We start from the raw sequence: 22318 nt of genomic DNA, 5'->3' as shown, positions 1-22318 counted from the left end.
CGGGTGCGCCCGGGGCTGGTCCGGGTGCGGTGGTCGGCGACCGACACGTCCTGTGGCGGGGCCGACCGGGGCGGACGTCAGATGGCGGCCTTCTTGAGGCGCCGCCGCTCCCGCTCGGAGAGCCCGCCCCAGATGCCGAAGCGTTCGTCGTTGGAAAGGGCGTACTCAAGGCATTCCGAACGCACCTCACAGGCGAGGCAGACCTTCTTGGCCTCGCGGGTGGATCCGCCCTTTTCGGGAAAGAAGGACTCGGGATCGGTCTGGGCGCACAGTGCGCGCTCCTGCCAGCCGAGTTCCTCGTCCGCGTCCTCGACCAGCAGTTGCTGGAACAGCTCGGTCATGTGCGCCCCTCGTCTGTCTCTTGCGTCCCGTGATGCAGCCGTTTGCGGCTGAACGACACGAGTGAAATTACAAGTGTGTAGCTCCGGGCCAGTCAAGCGAGGATCTGCTATTGGCCCAGGGATTCACTCTGCGGAACCAAGCGTATGCAGAAAGTGTTCAAATCAGCAAAAACCTGACATATACCACTGGCTCTCCAGCTCCACACCCTCTCCCGTGAGAGACGAGCGAAGGCGCCCTTGTGTTGCGATTCGATCACCGAAGCGATCAAGATCACAGTCAGGTCACGGAGCGTCAGTCGCGTTTGAGAGCGCGGATGATGCGCCACATGTCCCCGCTCAGGCGCGCATAAACCTTTCTCCAAACCCGGCAACCGGAAGGGGTGAAACATTGCCCCCATTTCGGGCATTGGGTTGACAGCGGACGGTCGAGCCGGTCTCCTTGGTCCCATGCAAGCGACCACAGCCATGCGCGTCACCCACATCCGTGGGTTCCGTAGTGCTGTCCAGGCCCGCTGTTGCTGTTCCAGCTGTCACAGCTGTTGATGCCCTAGCGCTCCAGCTCTGATCCAGCCTCTCCGGTCGAGCGTCGATCTTCGTCTCCTCCTGTCTCCTCCCCACACCTCGCACTTCCCGCGGCTCGTTTCCGGGCTGCCGACGCTCACCGCGACTCCCCGCACGTGTACCCCCCATGCCGAGGAACCACCGCAGCCATGAACAGCGACAGCGACCTTCAGATCGCCGGCGACATCCTCGAGGTCCAGCACCTCCTGCAGCCGGCCCGCGAGCACCCCACCACCGTCTCCGAGTTCGTCGGCCTCGCACGCTCCATCGCGGCCGACCGCGCTCAGTGGGCCAAAATCGTCCAGTACGACTCCGCCTCCCGCTGGTACCACCGCCTGCACCAGGGCCCCGGCTACGAGGTGTGGCTGCTCAGCTGGGTGCCCGGGCAGGGCAGCGGGCGTCACGACCACGGCCTCTCCGCCGGCGTACTGACGGTCCTGGAAGGCGAGTTGACCGAGCACACCGAGCGCGGGACGCGAGCTCTCGGCGCGGGCGCGCAGCGTGCCTTCGCCCCGGGGTACGTCCACGAGGTGGTCAACGACTCGCTCGAACCGGCCGTGAGTCTGCACGTCTACTACCCGGGCCTGACCGAGATGCCGATGCACGCCACGCAAAGCGCCCCGACGGCCGTGGACGCCGTACCCGCCTGACAAACTGCTCCGCATGCGCATTGTTGTTCTGGCCGGTGGCATCGGCGGTGCCCGCTTCCTTCGCGGCCTCAAGCAGGCCGCGCCCGACGCGGACATCACGGTGATCGGCAACACGGGTGATGACATCCATCTGTTCGGGCTGAAGGTCTGTCCCGACCTCGACACCGTGATGTACACCCTCGGCGGTGGCATCAACGAGGAGCAGGGCTGGGGGCGGACCGACGAGACCTTCCAGGTCAAGGAGGAGCTCGCGGCGTACGGCGTGGGCCCCGGGTGGTTCGGGCTCGGCGACCGCGACTTCGCGACCCATATCGTCCGTACGCAGATGCTGGGCGCGGGCTATCCGCTGAGCGCGGTCACCGAGGCGCTCTGCGCCCGGTGGCAGCCGGGTGTGCGGCTGCTCCCCATGTCCGACGACCGGGTCGAGACGCATGTCGCCGTCGAGACGGACGGCGAGAGCAGGGCGATCCACTTCCAGGAGTACTGGGTGAAGCTGCGCGCCTCCGTCGAGGCGCAGGCGATCGTGCCGGTCGGCGCGGAGCAGGCCAAGCCTGCTCCGGGGGTGCTGGAGGCCATCGGTTCGGCCGATGTCATCGTCTTCCCGCCGTCGAATCCGGTGGTGTCCATCGGCACGATCCTCGCCGTGCCCGGGATCCGGGAGGCCATCGCCGAGGCAGGGGTGCCGGTCGTCGGCCTCTCCCCCATCGTCGGGGACGCGCCCGTGCGCGGGATGGCGGACAAGGTGCTCGCCGCGGTGGGCGTCGAGTCGACCGCCGCCGCGGTGGCCCAGCACTACGGTTCGGGGCTGCTGGACGGCTGGCTGGTGGACACGGTGGACGCGGGTGCGGTCGGGGAGGTCGAGGCGGCGGGGATCCGCTGCCGGGCGGTGCCGCTGATGATGACGGACGTGGACGCGACCGCGGCGATGGCCCGGCAGGCGCTGGAGCTGGCCGAGGAGGTCCGGGCGTGAGCGGTTCTCCTGGCGGCGCGGGTGACGGTGGTGTCGCGGCGTCGGGTGCGCCCTCTTTCCGGGTCTGGGCGTTGGGCGGCATTCCCGAGGTGCGGGCCGGTGACGATCTCGCCAAGCTGATCGCGGCGGCCGAGCCCGGACTGGTCGACGGGGACATCCTGCTCGTCACCTCGAAGATCGTTTCCAAGGCCGAGGGCCGGATCGTCCGGGCCGCCGACCGCGAGGCCGCCATAGACGCCGAGACCGTACGGGTCGTGGCCCGGCGCGGGCCGCTGCGGATCGTGGAGAACCGGCAGGGTCTCGTCATGGCCGCCGCCGGGGTCGACGCCTCGAACACACCGGCCGGGACCGTACTGCTGCTGCCCGAGGACGCCGACGTCTCCGCCCGGGCCATCCGGGACGGGCTGCGGGACGCCCTCGGCGTGGAGGTCGGCGTCGTCGTCACGGACACCTTCGGGCGGCCTTGGCGCAACGGGCTGACCGATGTCGCGATCGGGGCCGCCGGAGTGCGGGTGCTGGACGATCTGCGCGGCGGGACGGACGCGTACGGCAATCCGCTCAGCGCCACGGTCGTGGCCACGGCGGACGAGCTGGCCTCGGCCGGGGACCTGGTCAAGGGCAAGGCGGAGGGGCTGCCGGTCGCCGTGGTGCGGGGGCTGGGGCACGTGGTGGCGTCCGGCGACGAGCCCGGTGCCCGTGCGTTGGTGCGGGCCGCCGCCGACGACATGTTCCGGCTCGGGACGTCCGAGGCCGTGCGGGAAGCGGTGACGCTGCGGCGTACGGTGCGCGAGTTCACCGACGAGCCGGTGGATCCGGCGGCCGTGCGGCGGGCGGTGGCCGCGGCGGTGACGGCGCCCGCGCCTCATCACACGACGCCGTGGCGGTTCGTGCTGCTGGAGTCCGCCGCGTCGCGGACCCGGCTGCTCGACGCGATGCGGGACGCGTGGATCGAGGACCTGCGGCGCGACGGCAGGAGCGAGGAGTCGATCGCCAAGCGGGTGCGGCGCGGGGACGTGCTGCGCGACGCGCCGTATCTGGCGGTGCCGTGCCTGGTGATGGACGGCTCGCACACGTACGGGACGAGCGGCGCGACACCGCGGAGCGCGAGATGTTCGTCGTCGCGGCGGGCGCGGGCGTGCAGAACTTCCTGGTGGCGCTGGCGGGTGAGCGGCTGGGGTCGGCGTGGGTGTCCTCGACGATGTTCTGCCGGTCCGTGGTGCGGGAGGTGTTGGCGTTGCCGTCGTCCTGGGATCCGTTGGGGGCGGTGGCTGTGGGGCATGCGGCGGGGGTGCCTCGGGAGCGGGGCGTTCGGGATGCGGAGGCGTTTCTCACCGTGCGGTGAGGTGGGGTGGGGGTGGGGTGGTGGGGCCGTGTGTGTGGGTGCCGCGGGGTGCCGCTGCGCGGGGCCTTCCCCTACCCGCCCCTTCCCGAAACCGGGGCTCTGCCCCGGGCCCCGCTCCTCAAACGCCGGAGGGGCTGGAAGTGCCGGGCCCTGGAGAGCTGCGGGGTCCCGGCGGGAGCTGGAAATGCCACGCCTCCGGAGAACCGCCAGGCCCGGCCGAAGCTGGAAATGCCACGCCCTGCAAGGCTGAGGGGCCCCGGCGGAAGCTGGAATGCCCACAGCCCCGAACCAGGAGGCGCCGGCGGAGGCTGGAAATGCCGGGCCCCGGAGAACCGAGAGGCCCGGCGGGAGCTGGAAATGCCACGCCTCCGGAGAACCGCCGGGCCCCGACGAAAGCTGTTGATGCCATGCCCCGGAGAGGCTGGGAGCACCGGGCCTGGAAACGGCTACAGGTGGGTGATGTTGCCCGGGGTCATCCTCGGCGACCGGCGTTTCGGGGTGTGGCCCGAGAGCAGGATCAGGCGGGTCGCTCGGTGGCGCTGGCCCTCGTACGGGGTCAGCAGGGACAGCATCTCCTCGTCGTCCGCGTCGCGGTTGTCCGCCAGGGCGTGGCCCACGATGCCGGGGAGGTGCAGGTCGCCGACCGTGACCGCGTCCGGTGCGCCGTTCGAGCGCTGGAGGGTCTCGGCCGAGGTCCAGGGGCCGATGCCGGGGATCAGTTCCAGGCGGGTCAGTGCCTCGGGGAGGTTCATCGTCGCCGCCTCCTCCAGTCGGCGGGCCACGCGGACCGCGCGCAGGATCGTCGATGACCGCTTGGCGTCGACGTTCGCCCTGTGCCATTCCCAGGACGGGATCATCGCCCAGCCCCGTGGGTCCGGCATGACGTGCAGGCCCAGCTCCGCTGTGGGGCCGGGGGCAGGTGTGCCGAAGCGTCGGACAAGGTGGCGCCAGGCGCGGTACGCCTCGTCCGTGGTGACCTTCTGCTCCAGGATCGACGGGATCAGCGATTCCATGACCAGGCCCGTGCGGAGGAGTCGCAGGCCCGGGCGGTGGTGGCGGGTCAGGGCCAGTAGGCGGTGGCGGGGGGCGAAGGCGTCCGGGTCGTCGTCCGCGCCCAGGAGTGCGGGAAGCTCCGCCAGCAGCCAGTCCGCGCCGGGGCCCCAGGCCGCCGCCGCGATCCGGTCGCCGCGCGCCGCGAGGCGCAGGGTGCCGGGGCCCTCGGGCGTGCGGGTGGCCCGCCAGAACGTGCCGTCCGCGACCATCCGGAACGTGGGGTCCGCCGGGCCCCGGCGCAGGGGGCCGAGGACGAGGCGGAGGTCCAGTGGGCCGGGTGGGGTCCACTCCCGGGTCAGCGGCGGGCCGTCGTGCGGGGGCGGAGCCGTCCGCCGCGCCGGGGCGGGGGCCTGGTGCGGCAGCGCCGCTCGCGCGGTGCGGGGGGCGAATCGTCCTGCCACGGGTGGCCTCGGGGTTCTGGGAGTTCTCGGACTTCTCGGACTTCTCGGTGCGGAGGGGGCGTCCTTCGAGGGTACGGGTACGGGGCTACTGGTACGGGTCTACTCGTCCGGCGCTACTGGTACGGCGCTACTGGTCCGAGGAGAAGCGGACCGAGGCGTCCGGCAGGACCGCGCCGCACCAGATCCTGATCCCGTCACGCAGTTCGTTGTCCGCGCCCACCCGTGCCCCGTCGCCGATCACCGCGCCCACCAGCACCGTGCGGTCGCCGATCCTGGCGCCGGCCCCGACCAGGGAGTCCGTGATGACCGCGCCCGCTTCCACGACCGCGCCGTCCAGGATCGTCGAGCCGTCTATCCTCGCGCCCGCGCCGATCACCGCGCCGGCGCCGATCACCGTGCCGCCGGTGAGCTTGGCGTCCGGGGCCACGGAGGCGGTCGGCAGGACCAGGCGGTCGCCGCAGCGGCCGGGGACCGCGGGGGACGGGGCGCGGCCGAGGACGAGGTCGGCGGAGCCGCGGACGAAGGCGCCCGGGGTGCCGAGGTCCAGCCAGTACGTCGAGTCGACCATGCCCTGGAGGTGGGCGCCGGAGGCGAGCAGTCCGGGGAAGGTCTCGCGTTCGACGGAGACGGGACGGCCGGCCGGGATGGAGTCGATGACCGAGCGCCGGAAGATGTACGCCCCGGCGTTGATCTGGTCGGTGACGATCTCTTCCGGCGTCTGCGGCTTCTCCAGGAACGCCGTGACCCGGCCCGTCGCGTCGGTCGGCACGAGGCCGAAGGCGCGCGGGTCCTCGACCCGGGTCAGGTGGAGGGAGACATCCGCCCCGGAGACGGTGTGCGAGGTGACCAGGGCCCGGATGTCGAGCCCGGTCAGGATGTCGCCGTTGAAGATCAGGACCGGTTCGTCGGGCCCCGAGGACAGCTTCGGCGCGACGTTGCGGATGGCTCCGCCGGTGCCGAGCGGTTCCTGCTCGGTGACGTACTCGATGTGCAGGCCGAGCGAGGAACCGTCGCCGAAGTACGGTTCGAAGACCTCCGCCAGGTAGGACGTGGCGAGCACGATGTGCTCCACCCCGGCCGCCCTGGCCCGCGCCAGTTGGTGGGTGAGGAAGGGGACTCCCGCCGCCGGGACCATCGGTTTCGGGGTGTGCACCGTGAGCGGGCGCAGCCGGGTGCCTTTGCCACCGACCAGGAGGATCGCTTCTTTTGCCTCTGTCACAGCACCGTCTCTGCTTCCTGCTGGGGCCTGGCCTGGTTGTGGCTGGCCAGTCTAAGCAGACCGGTCGGAAACGCCCCGGTCAGCGGCCCTGCAGTTTGGCGGAGCTGGTCCGGGCCTTGCCGAGCTTCTTGTAGAGACGCGCTCCGGGGCATTCGGTTGCGAAGGCGTTCCGATGGCCCGAGATGACGTTCATCTTGACCTTCTTGCCCTTCGCGTACTTGCCGCTCCCGCCGGAGACGAGGGTGACCTTGCCCTTGGGGTTGGCCCCGAACAGTCCGAGCTTCCAGGCGGTGAGCTTGGCGACGGCCGTCACCGCGGCGGCGGGCGGGTTGGTGGAGGAGTACGTGCCGAGCACGGCGACGCCCATGGTGTTGGTGTTGAAGCCCAGGGTGTGGGCGCCCAGGACGGCCTTGGAGACGCCTCCGGCGCGACCCTCGTAGATGTTTCCGCACTTGTCGACGGCGAAGTTGTAGCCGAAGTCGCGCCAGCCGCTGCTCTTGACGTGGTAGCGGTAGATGCTGCGGAGCACCGAAGGGGCCTGCTTGCAGGTGTAGTTGTTCCCGGTCGCGCTGTGGTGGACGAAGGCCGCCTTGACGGACTTGGTGTACGCGAAGTTGCGCTCGCGGAGCTTCTCGTCCGCGCCCCAGCCCTTGCGGGTGACGATCTTCGGACGGGGGCCGATGTACGGCTTCGCCCCGGCCGCGACGATCGCCGCCTCCGCCTCCGTCGCCGCCTTGGTCAGCGCGGGGATGACGGCCGCGCCGAGCGGCGCGAGGTCCGCGTTGACGGCCGAGGCCGCGGCGGACTCGACGGTGAGCGCCTCCGGCACGGCCCCCGTCGTCGTCGGCGGTGCCGGGTTGCCGGTGAACGCCGCCGGGGTGACGGTCCGGCCGGCGGGGGCGTCGGCTGCGGGTTCGGGTGCGGGGTCCTCGCCCGGGTCGACGAGTTCGAGGCGCAGCCCTTCGGGGAGCGGCGCGGCGTCGGGCCGGTGCTGTGGATCGGCGGCCTCCGGACGTACGCGTACCTCCACGCCGTCCGAGTCGCCGACCCAGAGCGGGGCGGTCGATCCGCGCGCGGCGCCGGACTTCCGTTCGGCGCTGCCGAGGTCGGGGGCGTGCTCGGCGTTGTGGGTCTCGACGTCCTGCCAGTCCGACCAGCTCGTGGAGCCGGTCGCCCGGGTGCGGACCTGGACCGTGCCGTGGAGTTCGGCTTCGGCGTCGTCCCAGACGACGCCTACCAGGGAGAACGGGCGGGCCGTCCGCCGGTCCAGCCCCTGGCCGGCCGTCGCCGGACCCATGGAGCGGTCGGACGGTGCGGCGAGGGGTTCCAGGGGCAGGGACTGGGTCGAGCCCGCGAGCGCGACCGCACGGGTCTCGCCGGTGCGCGGCGGGGCCGCTTCGGGGACTTCGAGGGCGCCCCCTTCGTTCGCGTCGCTCGCGTCGCTCGCGTCGTTCGCTTCGTTTCCCTGATTCGCTTCGTTCGCTTCGCGGGGGGCGGCTTCGATCCGGGTCGACGGCGGGCCGGACCCGGGCGACCCGGGGGCCAGGGAAGGAGGGCGGGCCGAGGCGGAGTGCGCGGCCGGGGTGGACAGGGCGGGGGCGGCGAGCGGCAGGGTGAGGGCTGCCGCGCAGGTGACGCCGACTGAGGTGACCAATAGTGCACGCATACGGATGATCCTCGCCATATAGCCATGAGTCCGGCGACCCGGGCACCGATCCCGGCGTGACACGCCGTCGGCCGAACCGGTGTACGTGACACCCGTTCAGCCCGCCCCGCACAGCGGCCCCGCGTACGCTTGCGCGGATGAACTCCAGCGACCGCACCCCTGCCGACCTGCTGCGATCCGCGCTCGCCGCGGACCCGGCCCGCCCCCTGGTCACCTTCTACGACGACGCCACCGGAGAACGCGTCGAACTGTCGGTGGCCACCTTCGCCAATTGGGTGGCCAAGACCGCCAATCTGCTCCAGGGCGACCTCGCGGCGGAGCCGGGCGACCGGCTCGCCCTGCTGCTCCCCGCGCACTGGCAGTCCGCGGTCTGGCTGCTCGCCTGCTCCTCCGTCGGGGTCGTCGCCGACGTCCAGGGCGACCCGGCCGCCGCCGATCTCGTCGTGACCGGCCCGGAGAGCCTGGAGCGGGCGCGGGCCTGCCGTGGCGAGCGCGTCGCCCTCGCCCTGCGTCCGCTGGGTGGCCGGTTCCCGCAGGCTCCCGAGGGGTTCGCGGACTACGCGGTGGAGGTGCCGAGCCAGGGCGACCGCTTCGCACCCTTCGCCCCGGTGGATCCGGACGCGCCCGCGCTGGCCGTCGGCGGGGTCGAGCTGACGGGTGCGCAGCTCGTCGCCCGGGCCCGCGAGGACGCCGACGCCCTTGGACTCGTACCGGGGTCCCGGCTGCTCACCGGGCGTACGTACGACACCTGGGAAGGGCTGAGCGCCGGGCTGTTCGCGCCGCTGGCGGCCGGTGGGTCCGTGGTGCTCTGCCGCCACCTCGGGCAGCTCGACGCGGAGGGGCTGGCCAAGCGGACCGAGAGCGAGCGGGTCACCAACACCGCGGTATGACAAGCGCCCTGAGGTGCACTCGTCCGGCCCACACCGGGCCGAGTCCTCGGAAATCGGCTCCGGAGCGGGTAGATGATCGGGCGGTACAGACCACTCTCCTGGCCGTGCACAACCAAGCGTGAGTTTCAGCCGTCTACTCCTGCGACCGGCGGCCCCTCGCGCCGCCGAACGTGAAGGATGGACGCAGACGTGACCGACAGTGCTGGCCCGCCGTCCGACCCGGACCACCCGGCCGGGGACAAGCCGCAGGGCAGGTCGCAGGAGGAGTCCGGACCCGAGGGCGTGAACCCCGAGGGCGGGGCCCCCGAGGACGGGACACCGACGGCCGGGGGCGCCCAGGAGTCCGCGGAAATCCCTCAGGCCTCGAAGACCCCTCAGGTCTCGGGAGACCCGGCGGGCGAGGAGGAGACCCCGCCCGCCGGGGAGCCCTCGCCCGAGGCGGGCGCCAAGCGCGACCCCGACCCCGAGCAGGAGCCCAGGTCCGGCCCCCGTCCCGAGCCCGACCCCGCCGAGGCCGGGAGCGGCGAGAGCTCCGGCGCAGGTGACGGCGTGCCCGGCGCCGGGGGCGGCTCCGGCGCGCAGACCTGGGCCGACCGGCCCAAGGACGGCATCGTCGCGGCCCGCAAGCGCCGCTGGCTGCGCTGGACCGCGCTCGCCGCCTCGTTCCTCGTGCTGGTCGCCGCGGGCGTGGGCTGGTGGATGTACCAGAAGCTCGACGGGAACATCACCACCGACACGAGCGCCGCCGCCGAGCTCAAGGCGTACGAGAAGGAACGGCCGACCCCGGTCGTCATGGACGCCCAGAACATCCTGCTCATCGGGTCCGACAGCCGGGCCGGGGACAACCGTGAGTACGGCCGGGACGACGGCGGCAGTCAGCGCTCCGACACCACGATCCTGCTGCACCTGGCGGCGGACCGGAAGAGCGCGACCGCCGTGTCCCTCCCCCGTGACCTGATGGTGGAGGTCCCCAGCTGCCGCACCTCGGACGGCAAGGAGACGCGGGAGCGGTTCACCCAGTTCAACACGGCGTTCGAGGTCGGCGGCACCGCCTGCACGATCCGCACCGTGGAACGGATGACGGGCATCCGCGTCGATCACCACATGGTCGTCGACTTCAACGGCTTCAAGGACATGGTCGACGCCGTGGACGGGGTCGAGATCTGCCTCAAGAAGCCGATCGACGACAAGGACGCGCATCTGGAGCTCCCGGCCGGCCGACAGACGCTGGACGGCGAGGAGGCCCTCGGCTACGTACGGGCGCGCAAGACCCTCGGCGACGGCAGCGACACCGAACGCATGGAGCGCCAGCAGCAGTTCCTGGGCGCCCTGGTGAACAAGATGCAGAGCAACGGCGTGCTGCTCAACCCGACGCGGCTCTACCCAGTGCTGGACGCGGCGACCAAGTCGCTGACCACGGACCCGGGGCTGGACTCGCTGCGCGACCTGTACGACCTGGTGCGCGGGATGCGCAACGTGCCGACCGAGCAGGTGCAGTTCCTGACGGTGCCCCGGCAGCCGTACCGCAACAACGCGAACCGGGACGAACTCGTCGAACCGGACGCGGGCGACTTGTTCGAGCAACTCCGCGAGGACCGGCCCGTCGCCGTGGTCCCGGCCGACGAACTCGAGGAAGCACAGCGGGACCAGGAGGCGAAGCAGGACGGGAAACCGGACGACACCGGGTCCGAGAGCCCGACGCCCACACCCACCTATTCGGGTTCGAGCGCGGCGGACGACCTGTGCAAGCAGTAAAGCAATTGCCAAGACATAGAACGCAATCGACGCCTAATGGGAAGAATGCCCGGTTGTAAGGGGCGTGGAATGTGTCACGCACGTCGCTCGACGCGGAATCGGCCGGATAGTGTGACGCGATCCGGTGCTTCCGGCCGTCAGGTCGTGCACTGCTGGAGCGAAGGAACGAGCGCCTTGCCGGGGGAGGGCGCCTCGCGTGGCACCGACGGAGGACGCAGGCAACCGTGGACGCGCACAGTCGTGGACGGGCGGACGATATCGACCCCGCCGACCAGTGGGTACTCAACCCGCACACCGGCAATTACGAATTGCGACTGGATCACTCCACTGGGGAGTCGAGCAGCCCTTCGCGTACGGCTACGGCCGGGGGAACCGGTCGCCGGGGCGCCTCGCGGACCGGTTCGTCCCGCGAGGGTTCGGGACGCCGCGGTGCCGGTTCGCGTGAGCGCGAGGGGGAGCGCGAGGGCGCCCCGGACGGGCCGCGCCGCGGGGTGCCCGGCCAGCGCAGCCGCCGCAGCTCCCAGGGGGGACGTGGGGCCGCCGAACCGCCCGCGGCCGGCCGACGTAAGCGCAAGCCCCAGAAGTCGCGCAAGAAGAAGGCGTTGCTGTGGACGGGCGGGGTCATGGCGTTCGTCGTGGTCGCCGGCTCGGCCGGAGCGTACGCGCTGTACCAGAAGCTCAACGGGAACATCGACGCCATCGACGTCGGTGACGCCGGCAGCAAGAACGTCGTCACCGACGGCCCGATGAACATCCTGATCATCGGCACCGACAAGCGCACCGGCAAGGGCAACGAGGGGTACGGCGACAAGGGCAGCGAGGGCCACGCCGACACCACCATCCTGTTCCACGTCTCCGAGGACCGGACCAACGCGACGGCGATGAGCATCCCGCGCGACCTCATGACCGAGATCCCCGAGTGCGAGTCGAAGAACGAGGACGGCACCTCCACGGTCATCCCCGGCACCCCGAACGAACGCTTCAACACCAGCCTCGGCCAGAACGGCCGCAACCCCGGCTGCACCATGAAGACGGTCGAGAACATCACCGGGGTCAAGCCCCACCACTTCATGATGGTCGACTTCAACGCGGTCAAGTCCCTGACGTCGGCGGTCGGTGGCGTCAAGGTCTGCATGGCGAAACCGATCGACGACCCGAAGTCGCACCTGAAGCTGCCCCAGGGTGATTCCAAGGTGCAGGGCGAGCAGGCACTGGCCCTGCTGCGCACCCGGGACAGCTTCGGCAACCGGAGCGACCTCGACCGGATCAAGGTGCAGCAGCAGTTCCTCGGCTCCATGATCCGGGAGATGAAGTCGAGCGACACCCTGACCAACCCGAAGAAGCTGTACTCGCTGGCCGACGCGGCCACCAAGGCGCTGACCGTCGACACGGCCATCGGCGACGCGACGAAGCTGATGACGCTGGCCGAGGAGATCGCCAAGGTCGACACGAAGAACATCAGCTTCCTCACGATGCCGGTCATAGACAACCCGGCCGAGCCGAAGCCGGTCACCGTGGTCGTGGACCCGGTCAAGGGCGAGCAGCTCTTCGCGATGATGCGCTCCGACACCTCGTTGACCGAGGTGAAGCAGAAGGAGAAGGCCGCCAAGGGCAAGCAGGCGGCCCTGCTCAAGGGACCGAAGGCCGAGGCCGCCGACGTACGCGTGGACGTCCTCAACGGCGGTGAGATTCCCGGCGCGGCGGGCTCGACCGTCACCTGGCTCCAGAACGAGCAGGGGGTGCTGAAGTCCACCAACAAGGCCAACGCACCCGAGAAGACCAAGAAGACGACTTTGGAGTACGCGCCCAACCAGGCCGATCAGGCCCGGGCGCTCGCCGAGATGATGGGGCTTCCGGCAACGGCCATGAAGCAGGGCACCGCCGACGCCGAAGGGCTGGAGGCGATGGTGCTGACGCTGGGGGCGGACTTCAAGGGCGCGGGCCAGCTCATCACCGGACCGACGGAGCCGCCGAAGGACATCGAGAAGGCAAGCGCCGACAAGGCGGTATGCGCCCAGTGACACCGGGTCACCGCGCCACAGCGGAAATCTGAACAGCATGGGGGGTCCGGTGGGACGGAGCAGCACGCCCGGGGAGAGAACGCGGTCACGCGGCCGCCGCACCGATCAACTCGGCCGGGACGGGGGCCCGCACGGCGGCGAGGGCGTACGGAACGGCGGCGACGGGCCGGAGGACGGGGACGGGCCGGGGGGCCGTGCGGAGCCGGGTGGCCGTGGGGCGCCGGAGGGCGGCCGCCGGGCGGCCAAAGACAGGGGCGGGAACGGCGGCGGGGCCCGGGCGCGCACCGCCCGGCGTGCGCCCAAGAGCGCCAAGCGGCGTGTGCTGCGCTGGAGCGCCTCCGTACTCGCCCTGCTGATACTCGGCACCGGCGGCGCCGGTTATCTCTACTACGAGCACCTCAACGGCAACATCAAGAAAGAGGATCTGACCCTCGGCGACCAGCAGATGGCCGATCACAAGGCCAACGCCGCCGGTCAGACCCCGCTCAACATCCTGCTCATCGGTTCCGACGCCCGGGACTCCAAGGCCAACCAGAAGCTGGGCGGGGCGAAGGAGACCTTCGGCGCGAAGCCGCTGGCCGATGTGCAGATGCTGCTCCACATCTCCGCGGACCGCAGCAACCTCTCCGTGATCAGCATGCCGCGCGACACCATGCTGAAGATGCCCAAGTGCACGGCCCCGGACGGCGAGGTGTTCCCCGCCAGCACCGCGGACGTGCAGACCAACCAGAGCCTGGGCCGCGGTGGTCCGGGGTGCACGGTGGCCACCTGGTACGAGCTGACCGGCATCAGGATCGACCACTTCATGATGATCGACTTCGCCGGTGTGGTCTCGATGGCCGACGCGATCGGCGGCGTCCCGGTCTGCGTCGACGCCAACATCAACTCCCGCGGCCAGGACGGCAAGGGCTCCGGGCTGAAGCTGGAGAAGGGCACCACCTACGTCAAGGGCGAGCAGGCCCTCCAGTGGCTGCGCACCCGGTACGGCTTCGAGGACAACACCGACCTGGGGCGGGCGAAGGCCCAGCACCAGTACATGAACGCGATGGTGCGTCAGCTGCGCAAGGGGACCAAGCTCACCGACCCGGCGAAGCTGATGAACCTCGCCGAGGCGGCCACCGAGGCGCTGACGGTCGACAAGGGCCTCGACACGGTCAAGAAGCTCTACGACCTGGCCGAGGAGTTCAAGAAGGTCCCCACGAAGCGCATCACGATGTCGACCATGCCCAACGTGTACGGCACCGGCACGAACAACGGCCGGGTCTACCCGAAGGCGGGCGACGCGGAGCAGTTGTTCCGGATGGTCCGCGACGACGTCCCGCTGGACGGCAAGGCCTCCAAGCGGAAGAAGCCGGAGGTCACGAAGGACCCGTCGGCGCCGGTCGGCGAGATCGCGGTCGCCGTGCGGAACGGGACCGCCACGGACGCGCTCGGGCCCGCCTCGGGGCGCGCGGGTGACGTGATGGAGCAGCTGAAGGACGCGGGCTTCGCGAAGGCCGACGTCGACCCGGGCAACGTGACCGGGGCGGCGCGGACGGCGATCCTGTACCCGAGCGCGGATCTGGAGGGCGACGCGCAGGCGGTCGCCAAGGCGCTCGGGGTTCCGCTGACCCAGGTGAAGAAGTCCACGGACGTCTCGGGGATCTCGCTCGTGGTGGGCGCGGACTGGCGCGAGGACGGGACCTACCCGGTGTCCAAGGGCAAGGAGAAGACCCCGGATTCGGCGGGCGCCCTCAACGGCGACGACGAGAAGGCCTGCATGAAGGTGAACCCGAACTACACCTGGTGACGCCGTAACGACACGTGTACGCGAAGGGCCCCACCGCCGAGCGGTGGGGCCCTTCGTACGGGTCGGGCGACCGAGGTCAGACGGTCTCGCTGCTGCCGTTCATCGCCGGGCGGCGGCTCGCGATGACCCGCTTGGCCAGCGACCGGGGGCTGGTGAGGAAGCCGAAGCCCCAGCACATGTGCATCGTCGCCAGCGCCACCGGGATCTGTGCGCGGGCCTTCAGCGAGAGACCCTTGCCCGCGGGCAGCGACCCGGCGACGATCGCGGCCACGTAACCGCCGGGCACGATCAGGGCCCACGGGGTGACGGCCGCGCCCAGGACCAGACCCGCCGCGATGGCGACGACGGCGGTCGGCGGAGCCAGGTAGCGGAGGTTGATCGAGCCGGAGTGGTAGCGGGCGACGACGTGGCGCCAGCGGCCGTAGTCCTTGTACTGCTTGGCGAGCGCCCTCACCGTGGGGCGCGGGCGGTACTGGACCTTCAGCTCCGGGGAGAACCAGATCAGCCCGCCGGCCTCGCGGATGCGGAAGTTCAGCTCCCAGTCCTGGGCGCGGATGAACTCGACGTTGTAGCCCTCCGCCCGCTCCAGAGCCTCGCGGCGGAAGACGCCCAGGTAGACGGTCTCGGCCGGGCCCGCCTGGCCGCCGGTGTGGAAGGCGGCGTTGCCGACGCCGATCTTGGAGGTCATCGCGGCGGCGACGGCGTCCTCCCAGGCGTTCTCGCCCTCGGCGTGCATGATGCCGCCGACGTTCTGCGCGCCGGTCTCCTCCAGGAGGCGGACGGCGGTCGCGATGTAGTTCGGCGAGAGCATGCCGTGGCCGTCGACCCGCACGACGACGGGGTGACGGGAGGCCTTGATCGCCGCGTTGAGGGCGGCGGGGGTGCGGCCGGTGGGGTTGGGCACGGTGTGGACCCGGGGGTCCTCGGCGACCAGCTCGGCGGCGATCTCGTCCGTACGGTCGGCGGAGGGGCCGAGCGCGATCACGACCTCCATCTCACCGGGGTACTCCTGCTCCAGGATGTGCCGGACCGAGTTCCTGAGATGACGTTCCTCGTCGAGCACCGGCATGATCACGGAGACGGCGGGGTACTGCGCGGCAGACATGTGGTCCTCGGGTGGTCCTCGGGGGCGCCGGGGGTGCCGCACCGCGGGAGGCGGGGCGCCCCGGGAGGTGGCGTTATTCGGCCGCCACGTTACCGCGAATGGGGGATAGCGGTGCGCGCCGCCGGGTCGCGGGCCGGAACGGAGATCGTATGGGCCTACCGTGCGATGGTCCCCTTGCACCGCAGAGGTGTCTCCCTTGCGCCCCGGAGGTGTCTCCCCCGTGCCCGCACCGCAACGACCGCAGCGCCCGCCGCGCCCCCGGGCCGCTCCCCCGCACCGCCGCCCGCCCCCGGGCACCCGGCCGGTCCGCCGGCGCGAGCAGGACGAACGGCCCCGCTGGGGCATGCGGGTGGCCACGGGCCTGTCGGTGCTGGTGCTGGGGGCCGGCGGGATCGGGCACGCCGTGGTGACCAGCCTGGAGGGCGGAATCGGCCGGGTCGATCCGTTCAAGGACATGAAGAACCGCCCGCAGGCGGGCCACGGCACGAATCTGCTGCTCGTCGGCACCGACGGCCGGGACACGATCACCAAGGCCGAGAAGAAGAAGTACCGGCTCGGCGGTGCGCCCTGCCACTGCACCGACACGATCATGCTGGTCCATCTGTCGGCCGACCGGCAGCGGGCGAGCGTGGTCAGCCTCCCCCGGGACAGTTACGCCGAGATGCCCGCCCACACCGACCGCACCACGGGAAAGCGCCACGCGAGCCACCCGGTGAAGCTGAACGCCGCGTATGCGGAGGGCGGGCCCGCGCTGACCGTGCGGACCGTCGAGAACATGACCAAGGTCAAGATCGACCACTATCTGGAGGTCGACTTCACCAGCTTCATGAAGACGGTCGACGCGGTGGGCGGGGTGAAGATCTGCACGGCGCGGCCGATGAAGGACGCGTACACCGGGCTGGACCTCCCCGCGGGCACCCATGAGCTGGACGGCGGCCAGGCGCTCCAGTACGTACGCTCGCGCCATGTGGACGTGGCCTCCGACCTGGGCCGGATGGAACGCCAGCAGAAGTTCATGGCGGCGCTGATCAAGCAGGCGACGAGCAGCGGTGTGCTGCTGAACCCGGTGAAGTTCCAGCGGGTCTCCGCCTCGGCGCTCGGTTCGGTCCGGGCCGACGAGGGCTTCGGTACGGAGCAGATGCTGGCGCTCGGCAAGGCGATGAAGGACTTCGGGCCCGCCTCGTCGGAGTTCGCCTCCGTGCCCGTCGGCAACCCCAGTTTCGCGGTCGAGGGCATCGGCTCGACGGTGCGGTGGGACGCGAAGAAGGCGCAGAAGCTGTTCCAGGCCCTGCGCGAGGACAAGCCGCTGGCCCCGTCGAAGCCGGAGCCCGCGGCCGGTCCGAAGAAGCCTCCTGCCACGCTCGTGGACGTGGCGCCGAAGGAGATCCGGGTGCAGGTCTACAACGGGACCCCGGAGGCCGGTCTCGGCCGGACGGTGGACAAGGCGCTGCGGGCGACCGGCTTCACCACCACCGAGGCCCCGCTCAACGGGGAGGTGCGGGAGCTGAAGCGGACGCTCGTGGAGTACGACCCGCGCTGGGACCGGTCGGCGAAGTCCCTGGCCACGGCGCTGCCCGGGAGTGAACTGAAGGCGGTGAGGGGCCAGGGACCGCAGCTGAAGGTGACGGTGGGCTCGGACTTCACGAAGGTGCAGCGGGTGAGGGCGGAGAGCCGGGAGACGGGCGAGTTCTCCACGGTGACGGGCGACGAGGTGGTCTGCCCGTAGGACGACGAGGTGGTCGGCCGTAGGGCGGGCGCGCGAAGAACGGGCGCGCGAGGTCACTCGCGGGGCCCGCGGAGCCCCTTGAGGGACTCTCGCGGCCTCAGTCGTCGATGCCGTCGGCGGCGCGCTTCTCGCGGAGTTCCTTGATCGCGCGGCGGCGGGCGAGCCGGTGGGTGCGCCGGATCTGCGCCTCCTGGTAGCGCCGGTTGTCGCGCTCGGTCTCGGGGATCACCGGCGGTACGTGGCGCGGCTTGCCGTCACCGTCCACGGCGGCGAAGACCAGGTAGGCGCTGCCGACCTGCTGGGCGGGGGTCGACTCGTTCCAGCGTTCGGCCATCACCCGGACGCCGACCTCCATCGAGGAGCGGCCGGTCCAGTTGACCTGTGCGCGTACGTGGACGAGGTCGCCGACCCTGACCGGCTCCAGGAAGACCATCTCGTCCATCGAGGCGGTCACCGCGGGCCCGCCGGAGTGCCGGCCGGCCACCGCGCCGGCGGCGTCGTCGACCAGTTTCATGATCACGCCACCGTGCACCGTGCCGAGGAGGTTGGTGTCGCTGCCGGTCATGATGTGGCTGAGGGTGGTCCGGGACGCCGCGGTCGGCTTGCCCGGAATCTCGCCCTCCGGGCGGGTGGCCTGATCTGTCATACAGTCCACCTTATGCGGGGGCCCGCGTCCCGCAGAATGCATCAGGTTCGCAACAGCCCTGGTGCGATTTCCCCTACACCCTGTAAGAGCTGTGGGCCGGGACGGCACACTGTGCGGATGAACGATTGGCCCGATCGACGGACCGGCGACCGCAGCGAGCGCTACGGGCGGGGCAGTGCCAACCCCCAGCCCGAGAGTGCGCGGGCGATGCCGCACATCCAGCGTCGTCCCACCCCGCAGAGGCCGTCGGCGCCGCCGCAGAGGCCTCAGGTGCCGCAGCAGGGTCAGGGATACGACGACCGCTACGGCAACAGCCCCGACCCCGGGTACGACAGCGGCTACAACACGGGCCAGGTCTACGGCTCAGGTGGCGGCGGATCCGACGGCCGGGGCGGCGGAGGCGGTCGTCGCGGTGGCGGTGACGGGGGTTACGTCCACGGCCGCCCGGCCCCGGACTGGCGCCGCCGGATCAAGCTCGGCGCGCTGACCCTGGTGGTCGTGGTGCTGGCGGTCTCGATCTCGACGTACTTCTGGGCCGACTCGAAGCTGAAGCGCGAGGTCGACCTCGCCAAGGTCATCGAGCGCCCGGAGTCCGGCGACGGCACGAACTACCTGATCGTCGGTTCTGACAGCCGTGAGGGTATGTCGGCGGAGGAGAAGAAGCGGCTGCGCACCGGCTCCGCGGAGGGCAAGCGGACCGACTCGATGATGATCCTGCACGACGGCTCCAACGGTCCGACGCTGATCTCGCTGCCGCGCGACTCCAACGTCGAGATCCCGTCCTTCGTGGGGTCCGAGTCCGGGAAGAAGTTCGAGGGCGCCGGCCGGCAGGTGAAGCTGAACGCCGCCTACGCCGAGGACGGCCCCGAACTCCTCGTCCGTACGGTGGAGTTCAACACCGGGCTGCACATCCACCACTACGTCGAGATCGGCTTCGGCGGCTTCGCGAAGATCGTGGACGCGATCGGCGGGGTCGAGCTGGACATCCCGAAGGCCTTCAAGGACAAGAAGTCCGGCGCCGACTTCCAGGCCGGCCAGCAGACGCTGAACGGTGAGCAGTCCCTGGCCTTCGTCCGTACGCGGTACGCGTTCGCGGGCAGTGACCTGGACCGTACGAAGAACCAGCAGAAGTTCCTCGCGGCGCTGGCGAGCCAGACGGCGACCCCGTCCACGATCATCAACCCGTTCAAGCTGTACCCGACGATGGGCGCGGGCCTGGACACGCTGATCGTGGACAAGGACATGTCGCTCTGGGCACTGGGCAACATGTTCTTCGCGATGAAGGGCGTCACGGGCGGCGACGGCACATCGATGAACATGCCGATCTCGGGCAGCGCCGGCGGCAACCTGGTCTGGGACAAGACCAAGGTGAAGCAGCTCGTGGAGCAGCTCAACAACGACGAGAAGGTCACGGTCAAGGGCAACTGAGCCTGCGGTCAAAGAGGTTGAAGGGCGCCGGGCTGTTGCCCGGCGCCCTTCTCCGTCTGCGGGGCCGCCTACGATCCGTAGGTGATGTTCCCCTTCTCGTCCATGAGGGGGTGGATCTGGGAGGGGCCGTAGTCGTCCACGTCGGACGGGCGCGACTTCTCCGGCCCGTCCGGCCCGATCCGCATCACACGCTCGACCCGGACCACCTCGTACCGACGCCCCCGCACCACGAGTTCGTTGGGCCTCCGGCGCGCGGTGAACTTCTTCGCGGCCCGCGCGTGGACGGCGGCCTCCTTCTCGTCCACCTTCATCCAGGCGGGCAGCTCCGGCATGTCCGGCAGATCCGGCAGTTGGGGGACGGGCCTGGTGAGGTGGTGGACGAGGGCGCGACGGGCGCCCTGGGGGGTCGAGTACTGCCCGGTCACCATCGACCAGGTCAGCTCCTTCCGCTCCACCACCCGGAACGTCGTCGGGAGGAGCACGACTCCGGGGTGGGTGGTCAACGCCCGCCTGGAGTCGGCCCGTACGTCCTCGGGGAAGCGGGCGGCGGTGTAGGAGAGCCCCAGCAGCCCGGCCCGGTCGATCCCCTCGGTCAGCCCGACGGCGGCCGCGTGGTCGACCACGAAGCCCTCGGTGCGGCAGGAGTCGGGCGCGTCCAGGTCCCAGCTGTCCTCGTCCGGGTCGGTGGCCCGGGGCGGCTCCAGACGGTCGCCCCCGATCCGGGCGAACTCGTCGGCTCGCACGACCCGGTAGCGGACGCCGTCCGCCGACACCTCGTCGGTCGCCTCGACCTCCAGCCGCGCCACGGCGTCCAGCAGGGATCTCCGCACGGCCGGGTCCTCGGTATCGTCCCTCGCCCTGAACCACAGCAGCGAGTTGAGCTCGTCCCGGGCCATCTGCGGGAAGCCGCAGTCCAGTTCGCCCAGCAACCGCCAGCGCGGCCGGTCGCCGCGCCGCTGCTCGGCAAGCCCGAAAAGGGGCCCCCTGACCACGATGTTCGGGTACTTGCGGACCGAGGCGAACGCGTCCGCCTCGGTGACCTCGGAGACCGGGTCGTCGCGACGGGTGACGTTGATCGTGAGGTGATCCGGCGATTTCTCCGGGTGAGCATCCATGTACTCAGTGTGCCGAAGGGGGTGTGCCGGTGTCAGGGGTTTCCGCCGCAAAGGGCTTGTCCCGCCCGGAGTTCACGCCGCCGAGCGCGTTCCGCCGCCCGCCGGGGCCGCCGAACGCGCTCGGGTCGAACGGAGTGGCGCGTGCGCTTCAGCTGCCGGTCTCCGCGCCGGAGGCGTACGGGACGAAGTCGGCCCAGGCGGCGGAGGTGAAGCCGAGCTGCGGCCCGGCCAGGTCCTTGGAGTCGCGGACGTGCACGGTGCGGCGGGCGGCGGCGACCTCGACGCATTCGGGGCCGTCGTTGCTGCTGTAGCTGCTCTTGAACCAGTCGAGCGTGGCACTGCGGTCCCTGGCAATCTCGACACACGAGGGCCCGTCATTGCTGCTGTAGCTGCTCTTGAACCACTCCAGAGCGGAGCCGTCTCCCCCGGACATGTTGCGCGTCATGTCTCTCCCAGCACTTTCTCGACGAAGGCCATCGACTCCCGGGGAGTGAGACCCTGAGCCCGGACGAGACCGAGCCGCTGCTCCAGGATCCGGATCTCCTTGGGGTCGAAGGTCAGGCGGTTGAACAACTGCCCCTCCCAGTGTCCCACCGCCGTTCCGTCCTTGAACTTGAGAAGCTGGAGCTGACCGCCCATCCCGGCGTGGTCCTCCCGGTCGGTCGGCATCACCTGGATCTCGACGTTCCGCAACTGTCCTAGCTCCAGTAGGTGTTCGAGCTGGCGACGCAGCACCGGGCGCCCACCGAGCGGTCGCCGGATCGTCACCTCCTCCTGGACGAAGGTCAGCATGGTCAGCGGCTTGCGCCGGAAGATCTCCTGCCGTGCCATCCGTGCCGCGACATACCGCTCGACCTCGTCGGGCCCGAACGCCGGCCGCCGCATCTCGTAGAGCGCACGGGCGTACTCGGCAGTCTGAAGCAGCCCGTGCACGTTGTGATTGCCGTACGCACCGAGCTCGACCGCCGCCCGTTCGAGCTTGGCGAGGTCCTTCACCTTCTTCGGGTACCGGGCCTCCGCCACGTCCTGCTTCATCGCGGAGATCTTGCCGCGCGCCCCTACCACCCGGTCCGTCCCGTCCAGGAACTCCGGCTTGGGGATGCGCCGTCCGCCCTCGACCTTGTAGACGAGGTCCTCGCCGTAGCCGATGGCCGTGCCCAGCTCGGCGGCACGCAGCCCCGCCGCTTCCCGCCAGAGTCTGATCTGCCGCCCCACGGCGGCCATCACCGCGCTCGAATCGTCGGCCGGATCGATGTCCAGGTCGAGGTCCGGCTCGGGCTCGGTCACGTCTTCGTCAGCCATGGTGCGCAGCGTAGGGACGGCGGGCCGGGCCGCGTGACGGATCCCCGGAAATCCACCCGAATTCGCTGCTCACGCCGGGTCGTGACGCGCCACGATCCGGTGGGGGTCGACCGGATCGTGGTCCACCGGGACCCGGTCGGCCGCGACGTCAACTACGTAAAGAACCAGGTGAAATTACCCAACCCCACCCCACTGATCCCGGTGGTCAACTGCGGGATGGGTCAGTCACCCACATGGGTGAGATTCGCCAACTGGTCTGGATTTCGGTCGGGTTGGCAGGCATATGCTCGCGCTGACACACAACCCCAGACATGAGACGGCCCCCGCCGGGACGGCAA

At 70.7% G+C, this 22318-nt stretch carries 17 protein-coding genes and 1 pseudogene; 9 read left to right on the top strand and 9 right to left on the bottom strand.

Annotation, left to right across the window (positions count from 1 at the left end; translation table 11 throughout):
• Positions 1–77: 77 nt before the first annotated feature.
• Positions 78–341, bottom strand: coding sequence for a WhiB family transcriptional regulator (locus AC3CH1_RS22660; protein WP_003968728.1), 264 nt, complete (start codon positions 339–341; stop codon positions 78–80).
• Positions 342–1051: 710 nt separating this feature from the next.
• Here AC3CH1_RS22660 and AC3CH1_RS22655 point away from each other — a divergent pair.
• From AC3CH1_RS22655 to AC3CH1_RS22645, 3 genes and pseudogenes are all read left to right on the top strand, one after another.
• On the top strand, positions 1052–1552 hold the full coding sequence (locus AC3CH1_RS22655; RefSeq protein ID WP_488464613.1) for a cysteine dioxygenase: 501 nt from the start codon (positions 1052–1054) through the stop codon (positions 1550–1552).
• 13 nt (positions 1553–1565) lie between these two features.
• Positions 1566–2522 (top strand): 2-phospho-L-lactate transferase, encoded by a 957-nt coding sequence (gene cofD, locus AC3CH1_RS22650; protein WP_488464612.1) that lies wholly within the window; start codon positions 1566–1568, stop codon positions 2520–2522.
• Positions 2519–3864: pseudogene (locus AC3CH1_RS22645) on the top strand (coenzyme F420-0:L-glutamate ligase). The gene cofD and the pseudogene AC3CH1_RS22645 overlap by 4 nt, the downstream one beginning before the upstream one ends.
• A 446-nt stretch (positions 3865–4310) precedes the next feature.
• Here the strand turns inward: AC3CH1_RS22645 and AC3CH1_RS22640 are convergent.
• The 3 genes from AC3CH1_RS22640 to AC3CH1_RS22630 all read right to left on the bottom strand — a co-directional run bounded on the left by AC3CH1_RS22640 (position 4311) and on the right by AC3CH1_RS22630 (position 8203).
• The gene (locus tag AC3CH1_RS22640; protein ID WP_488464611.1) at positions 4311–5318 is read right to left on the bottom strand and encodes a DNA-3-methyladenine glycosylase family protein; all 1008 of its coding nucleotides are present in this window, start codon (positions 5316–5318) and stop codon (positions 4311–4313) included.
• Positions 5319–5445: 127 nt separating this feature from the next.
• Complete coding sequence (manB, locus tag AC3CH1_RS22635) at positions 5446–6537, bottom strand: mannose-1-phosphate guanylyltransferase (RefSeq protein ID WP_488464610.1); 1092 nt, start codon at positions 6535–6537, stop codon at positions 5446–5448.
• A 79-nt stretch (positions 6538–6616) separates the two neighbouring features.
• A complete protein-coding gene (locus AC3CH1_RS22630; RefSeq protein ID WP_488464609.1) occupies positions 6617–8203 on the bottom strand; it encodes a peptidoglycan recognition protein family protein in 1587 nt (528 codons plus the stop codon).
• A 137-nt stretch (positions 8204–8340) separates the two neighbouring features.
• On the opposite strand from AC3CH1_RS22630, the gene AC3CH1_RS22625 reads away from it, so the two are divergent.
• From AC3CH1_RS22625 to AC3CH1_RS22610, 4 genes are all read left to right on the top strand, one after another.
• Positions 8341–9093 (top strand): TIGR03089 family protein, encoded by a 753-nt coding sequence (locus AC3CH1_RS22625; RefSeq protein WP_488464608.1) that lies wholly within the window; start codon positions 8341–8343, stop codon positions 9091–9093.
• A 177-nt stretch (positions 9094–9270) separates the two neighbouring features.
• Positions 9271–10848 carry an LCP family protein gene (locus tag AC3CH1_RS22620; protein ID WP_488464607.1) on the top strand — a complete coding sequence of 526 codons (1578 nt, stop codon included), beginning with the start codon at positions 9271–9273 and terminating at the stop codon, positions 10846–10848.
• 224 nt (positions 10849–11072) lie between these two features.
• Positions 11073–12869, top strand: coding sequence for an LCP family protein (locus AC3CH1_RS22615; protein ID WP_488464606.1), 1797 nt, complete (start codon positions 11073–11075; stop codon positions 12867–12869).
• A 37-nt stretch (positions 12870–12906) separates the two neighbouring features.
• Positions 12907–14658: an LCP family protein gene (locus AC3CH1_RS22610; RefSeq protein ID WP_488464605.1), complete on the top strand. Its 1752-nt coding sequence runs from the start codon at positions 12907–12909 to the stop codon at positions 14656–14658.
• A gap of 76 nt (positions 14659–14734) precedes the next feature.
• Here AC3CH1_RS22610 and AC3CH1_RS22605 read toward each other — a convergent pair whose 3' ends face one another.
• Positions 14735–15763, bottom strand: a complete 1029-nt coding sequence (locus AC3CH1_RS22605; protein WP_488464604.1) for a glycosyltransferase family 2 protein — start codon at positions 15761–15763, stop codon at positions 14735–14737.
• A gap of 220 nt (positions 15764–15983) precedes the next feature.
• Here AC3CH1_RS22605 and AC3CH1_RS22600 point away from each other — a divergent pair, with 220 nt between their 5' ends.
• On the top strand, positions 15984–17489 hold the full coding sequence (locus tag AC3CH1_RS22600) for an LCP family protein (RefSeq protein WP_488464603.1): 1506 nt from the start codon (positions 15984–15986) through the stop codon (positions 17487–17489).
• A 97-nt stretch (positions 17490–17586) separates the two neighbouring features.
• Here AC3CH1_RS22600 and AC3CH1_RS22595 read toward each other — a convergent pair whose 3' ends face one another.
• Positions 17587–18135, bottom strand: coding sequence for an acyl-CoA thioesterase (locus tag AC3CH1_RS22595; RefSeq protein ID WP_488464602.1), 549 nt, complete (start codon positions 18133–18135; stop codon positions 17587–17589).
• A 117-nt stretch (positions 18136–18252) separates the two neighbouring features.
• On the opposite strand from AC3CH1_RS22595, the gene AC3CH1_RS22590 reads away from it, so the two are divergent.
• On the top strand, positions 18253–19563 hold the full coding sequence (locus AC3CH1_RS22590; RefSeq protein WP_488464601.1) for an LCP family protein: 1311 nt from the start codon (positions 18253–18255) through the stop codon (positions 19561–19563).
• Positions 19564–19631: 68 nt separating this feature from the next.
• Here the strand turns inward: AC3CH1_RS22590 and AC3CH1_RS22585 are convergent, their stop codons facing one another.
• From AC3CH1_RS22585 to AC3CH1_RS22575, 3 genes are all read right to left on the bottom strand, one after another.
• Entirely contained in the window at positions 19632–20678 is a 1047-nt protein-coding gene (locus tag AC3CH1_RS22585; protein WP_488464600.1) for a DUF5954 family protein, read from the bottom strand.
• 148 nt (positions 20679–20826) lie between these two features.
• Positions 20827–21123, bottom strand: a complete 297-nt coding sequence (locus AC3CH1_RS22580; protein WP_488464599.1) for a DUF397 domain-containing protein — start codon at positions 21121–21123, stop codon at positions 20827–20829.
• On the bottom strand, positions 21120–21980 hold the full coding sequence (locus tag AC3CH1_RS22575; protein ID WP_488464598.1) for a helix-turn-helix domain-containing protein: 861 nt from the start codon (positions 21978–21980) through the stop codon (positions 21120–21122). Before AC3CH1_RS22575 ends, AC3CH1_RS22580 begins: the two co-directional genes overlap by 4 nt.
• Positions 21981–22318: the final 338 nt, after the last annotated feature.

This window comes from Streptomyces sp. MGP-P1 (genome assembly GCF_057766565.1).
This window is presented reverse-complemented; position numbering and strand designations above follow the sequence as displayed.

Excerpts from the sequence above, each read along its gene's own strand:
- AC3CH1_RS22660 (WP_003968728.1), bottom strand. The coding sequence starts at position 341 with ATGACCGAGCTGTTCCAGCAACTGCTGGTCGAGGACGCGGACGAGGAA.
- AC3CH1_RS22655 (WP_488464613.1), top strand. The coding sequence starts at position 1,052 with ATGAACAGCGACAGCGACCTTCAGATCGCCGGCGACATCCTCGAGGTC.
- cofD (WP_488464612.1), top strand. The coding sequence starts at position 1,566 with ATGCGCATTGTTGTTCTGGCCGGTGGCATCGGCGGTGCCCGCTTCCTT.
- AC3CH1_RS22630 (WP_488464609.1), bottom strand. The coding sequence starts at position 8,203 with ATGCGTGCACTATTGGTCACCTCAGTCGGCGTCACCTGCGCGGCAGCC.
- AC3CH1_RS22625 (WP_488464608.1), top strand. The coding sequence starts at position 8,341 with ATGAACTCCAGCGACCGCACCCCTGCCGACCTGCTGCGATCCGCGCTC.
- AC3CH1_RS22620 (WP_488464607.1), top strand. The coding sequence starts at position 9,271 with ATGGACGCAGACGTGACCGACAGTGCTGGCCCGCCGTCCGACCCGGAC.
- AC3CH1_RS22610 (WP_488464605.1), top strand. The coding sequence starts at position 12,907 with ATGGGGGGTCCGGTGGGACGGAGCAGCACGCCCGGGGAGAGAACGCGG.
- AC3CH1_RS22605 (WP_488464604.1), bottom strand. The coding sequence starts at position 15,763 with ATGTCTGCCGCGCAGTACCCCGCCGTCTCCGTGATCATGCCGGTGCTC.
- AC3CH1_RS22595 (WP_488464602.1), bottom strand. The coding sequence starts at position 18,135 with ATGACAGATCAGGCCACCCGCCCGGAGGGCGAGATTCCGGGCAAGCCG.
- AC3CH1_RS22590 (WP_488464601.1), top strand. The coding sequence starts at position 18,253 with ATGAACGATTGGCCCGATCGACGGACCGGCGACCGCAGCGAGCGCTAC.
- AC3CH1_RS22585 (WP_488464600.1), bottom strand. The coding sequence starts at position 20,678 with ATGGATGCTCACCCGGAGAAATCGCCGGATCACCTCACGATCAACGTC.
- AC3CH1_RS22580 (WP_488464599.1), bottom strand. The coding sequence starts at position 21,123 with ATGACGCGCAACATGTCCGGGGGAGACGGCTCCGCTCTGGAGTGGTTC.
- AC3CH1_RS22575 (WP_488464598.1), bottom strand. The coding sequence starts at position 21,980 with ATGGCTGACGAAGACGTGACCGAGCCCGAGCCGGACCTCGACCTGGAC.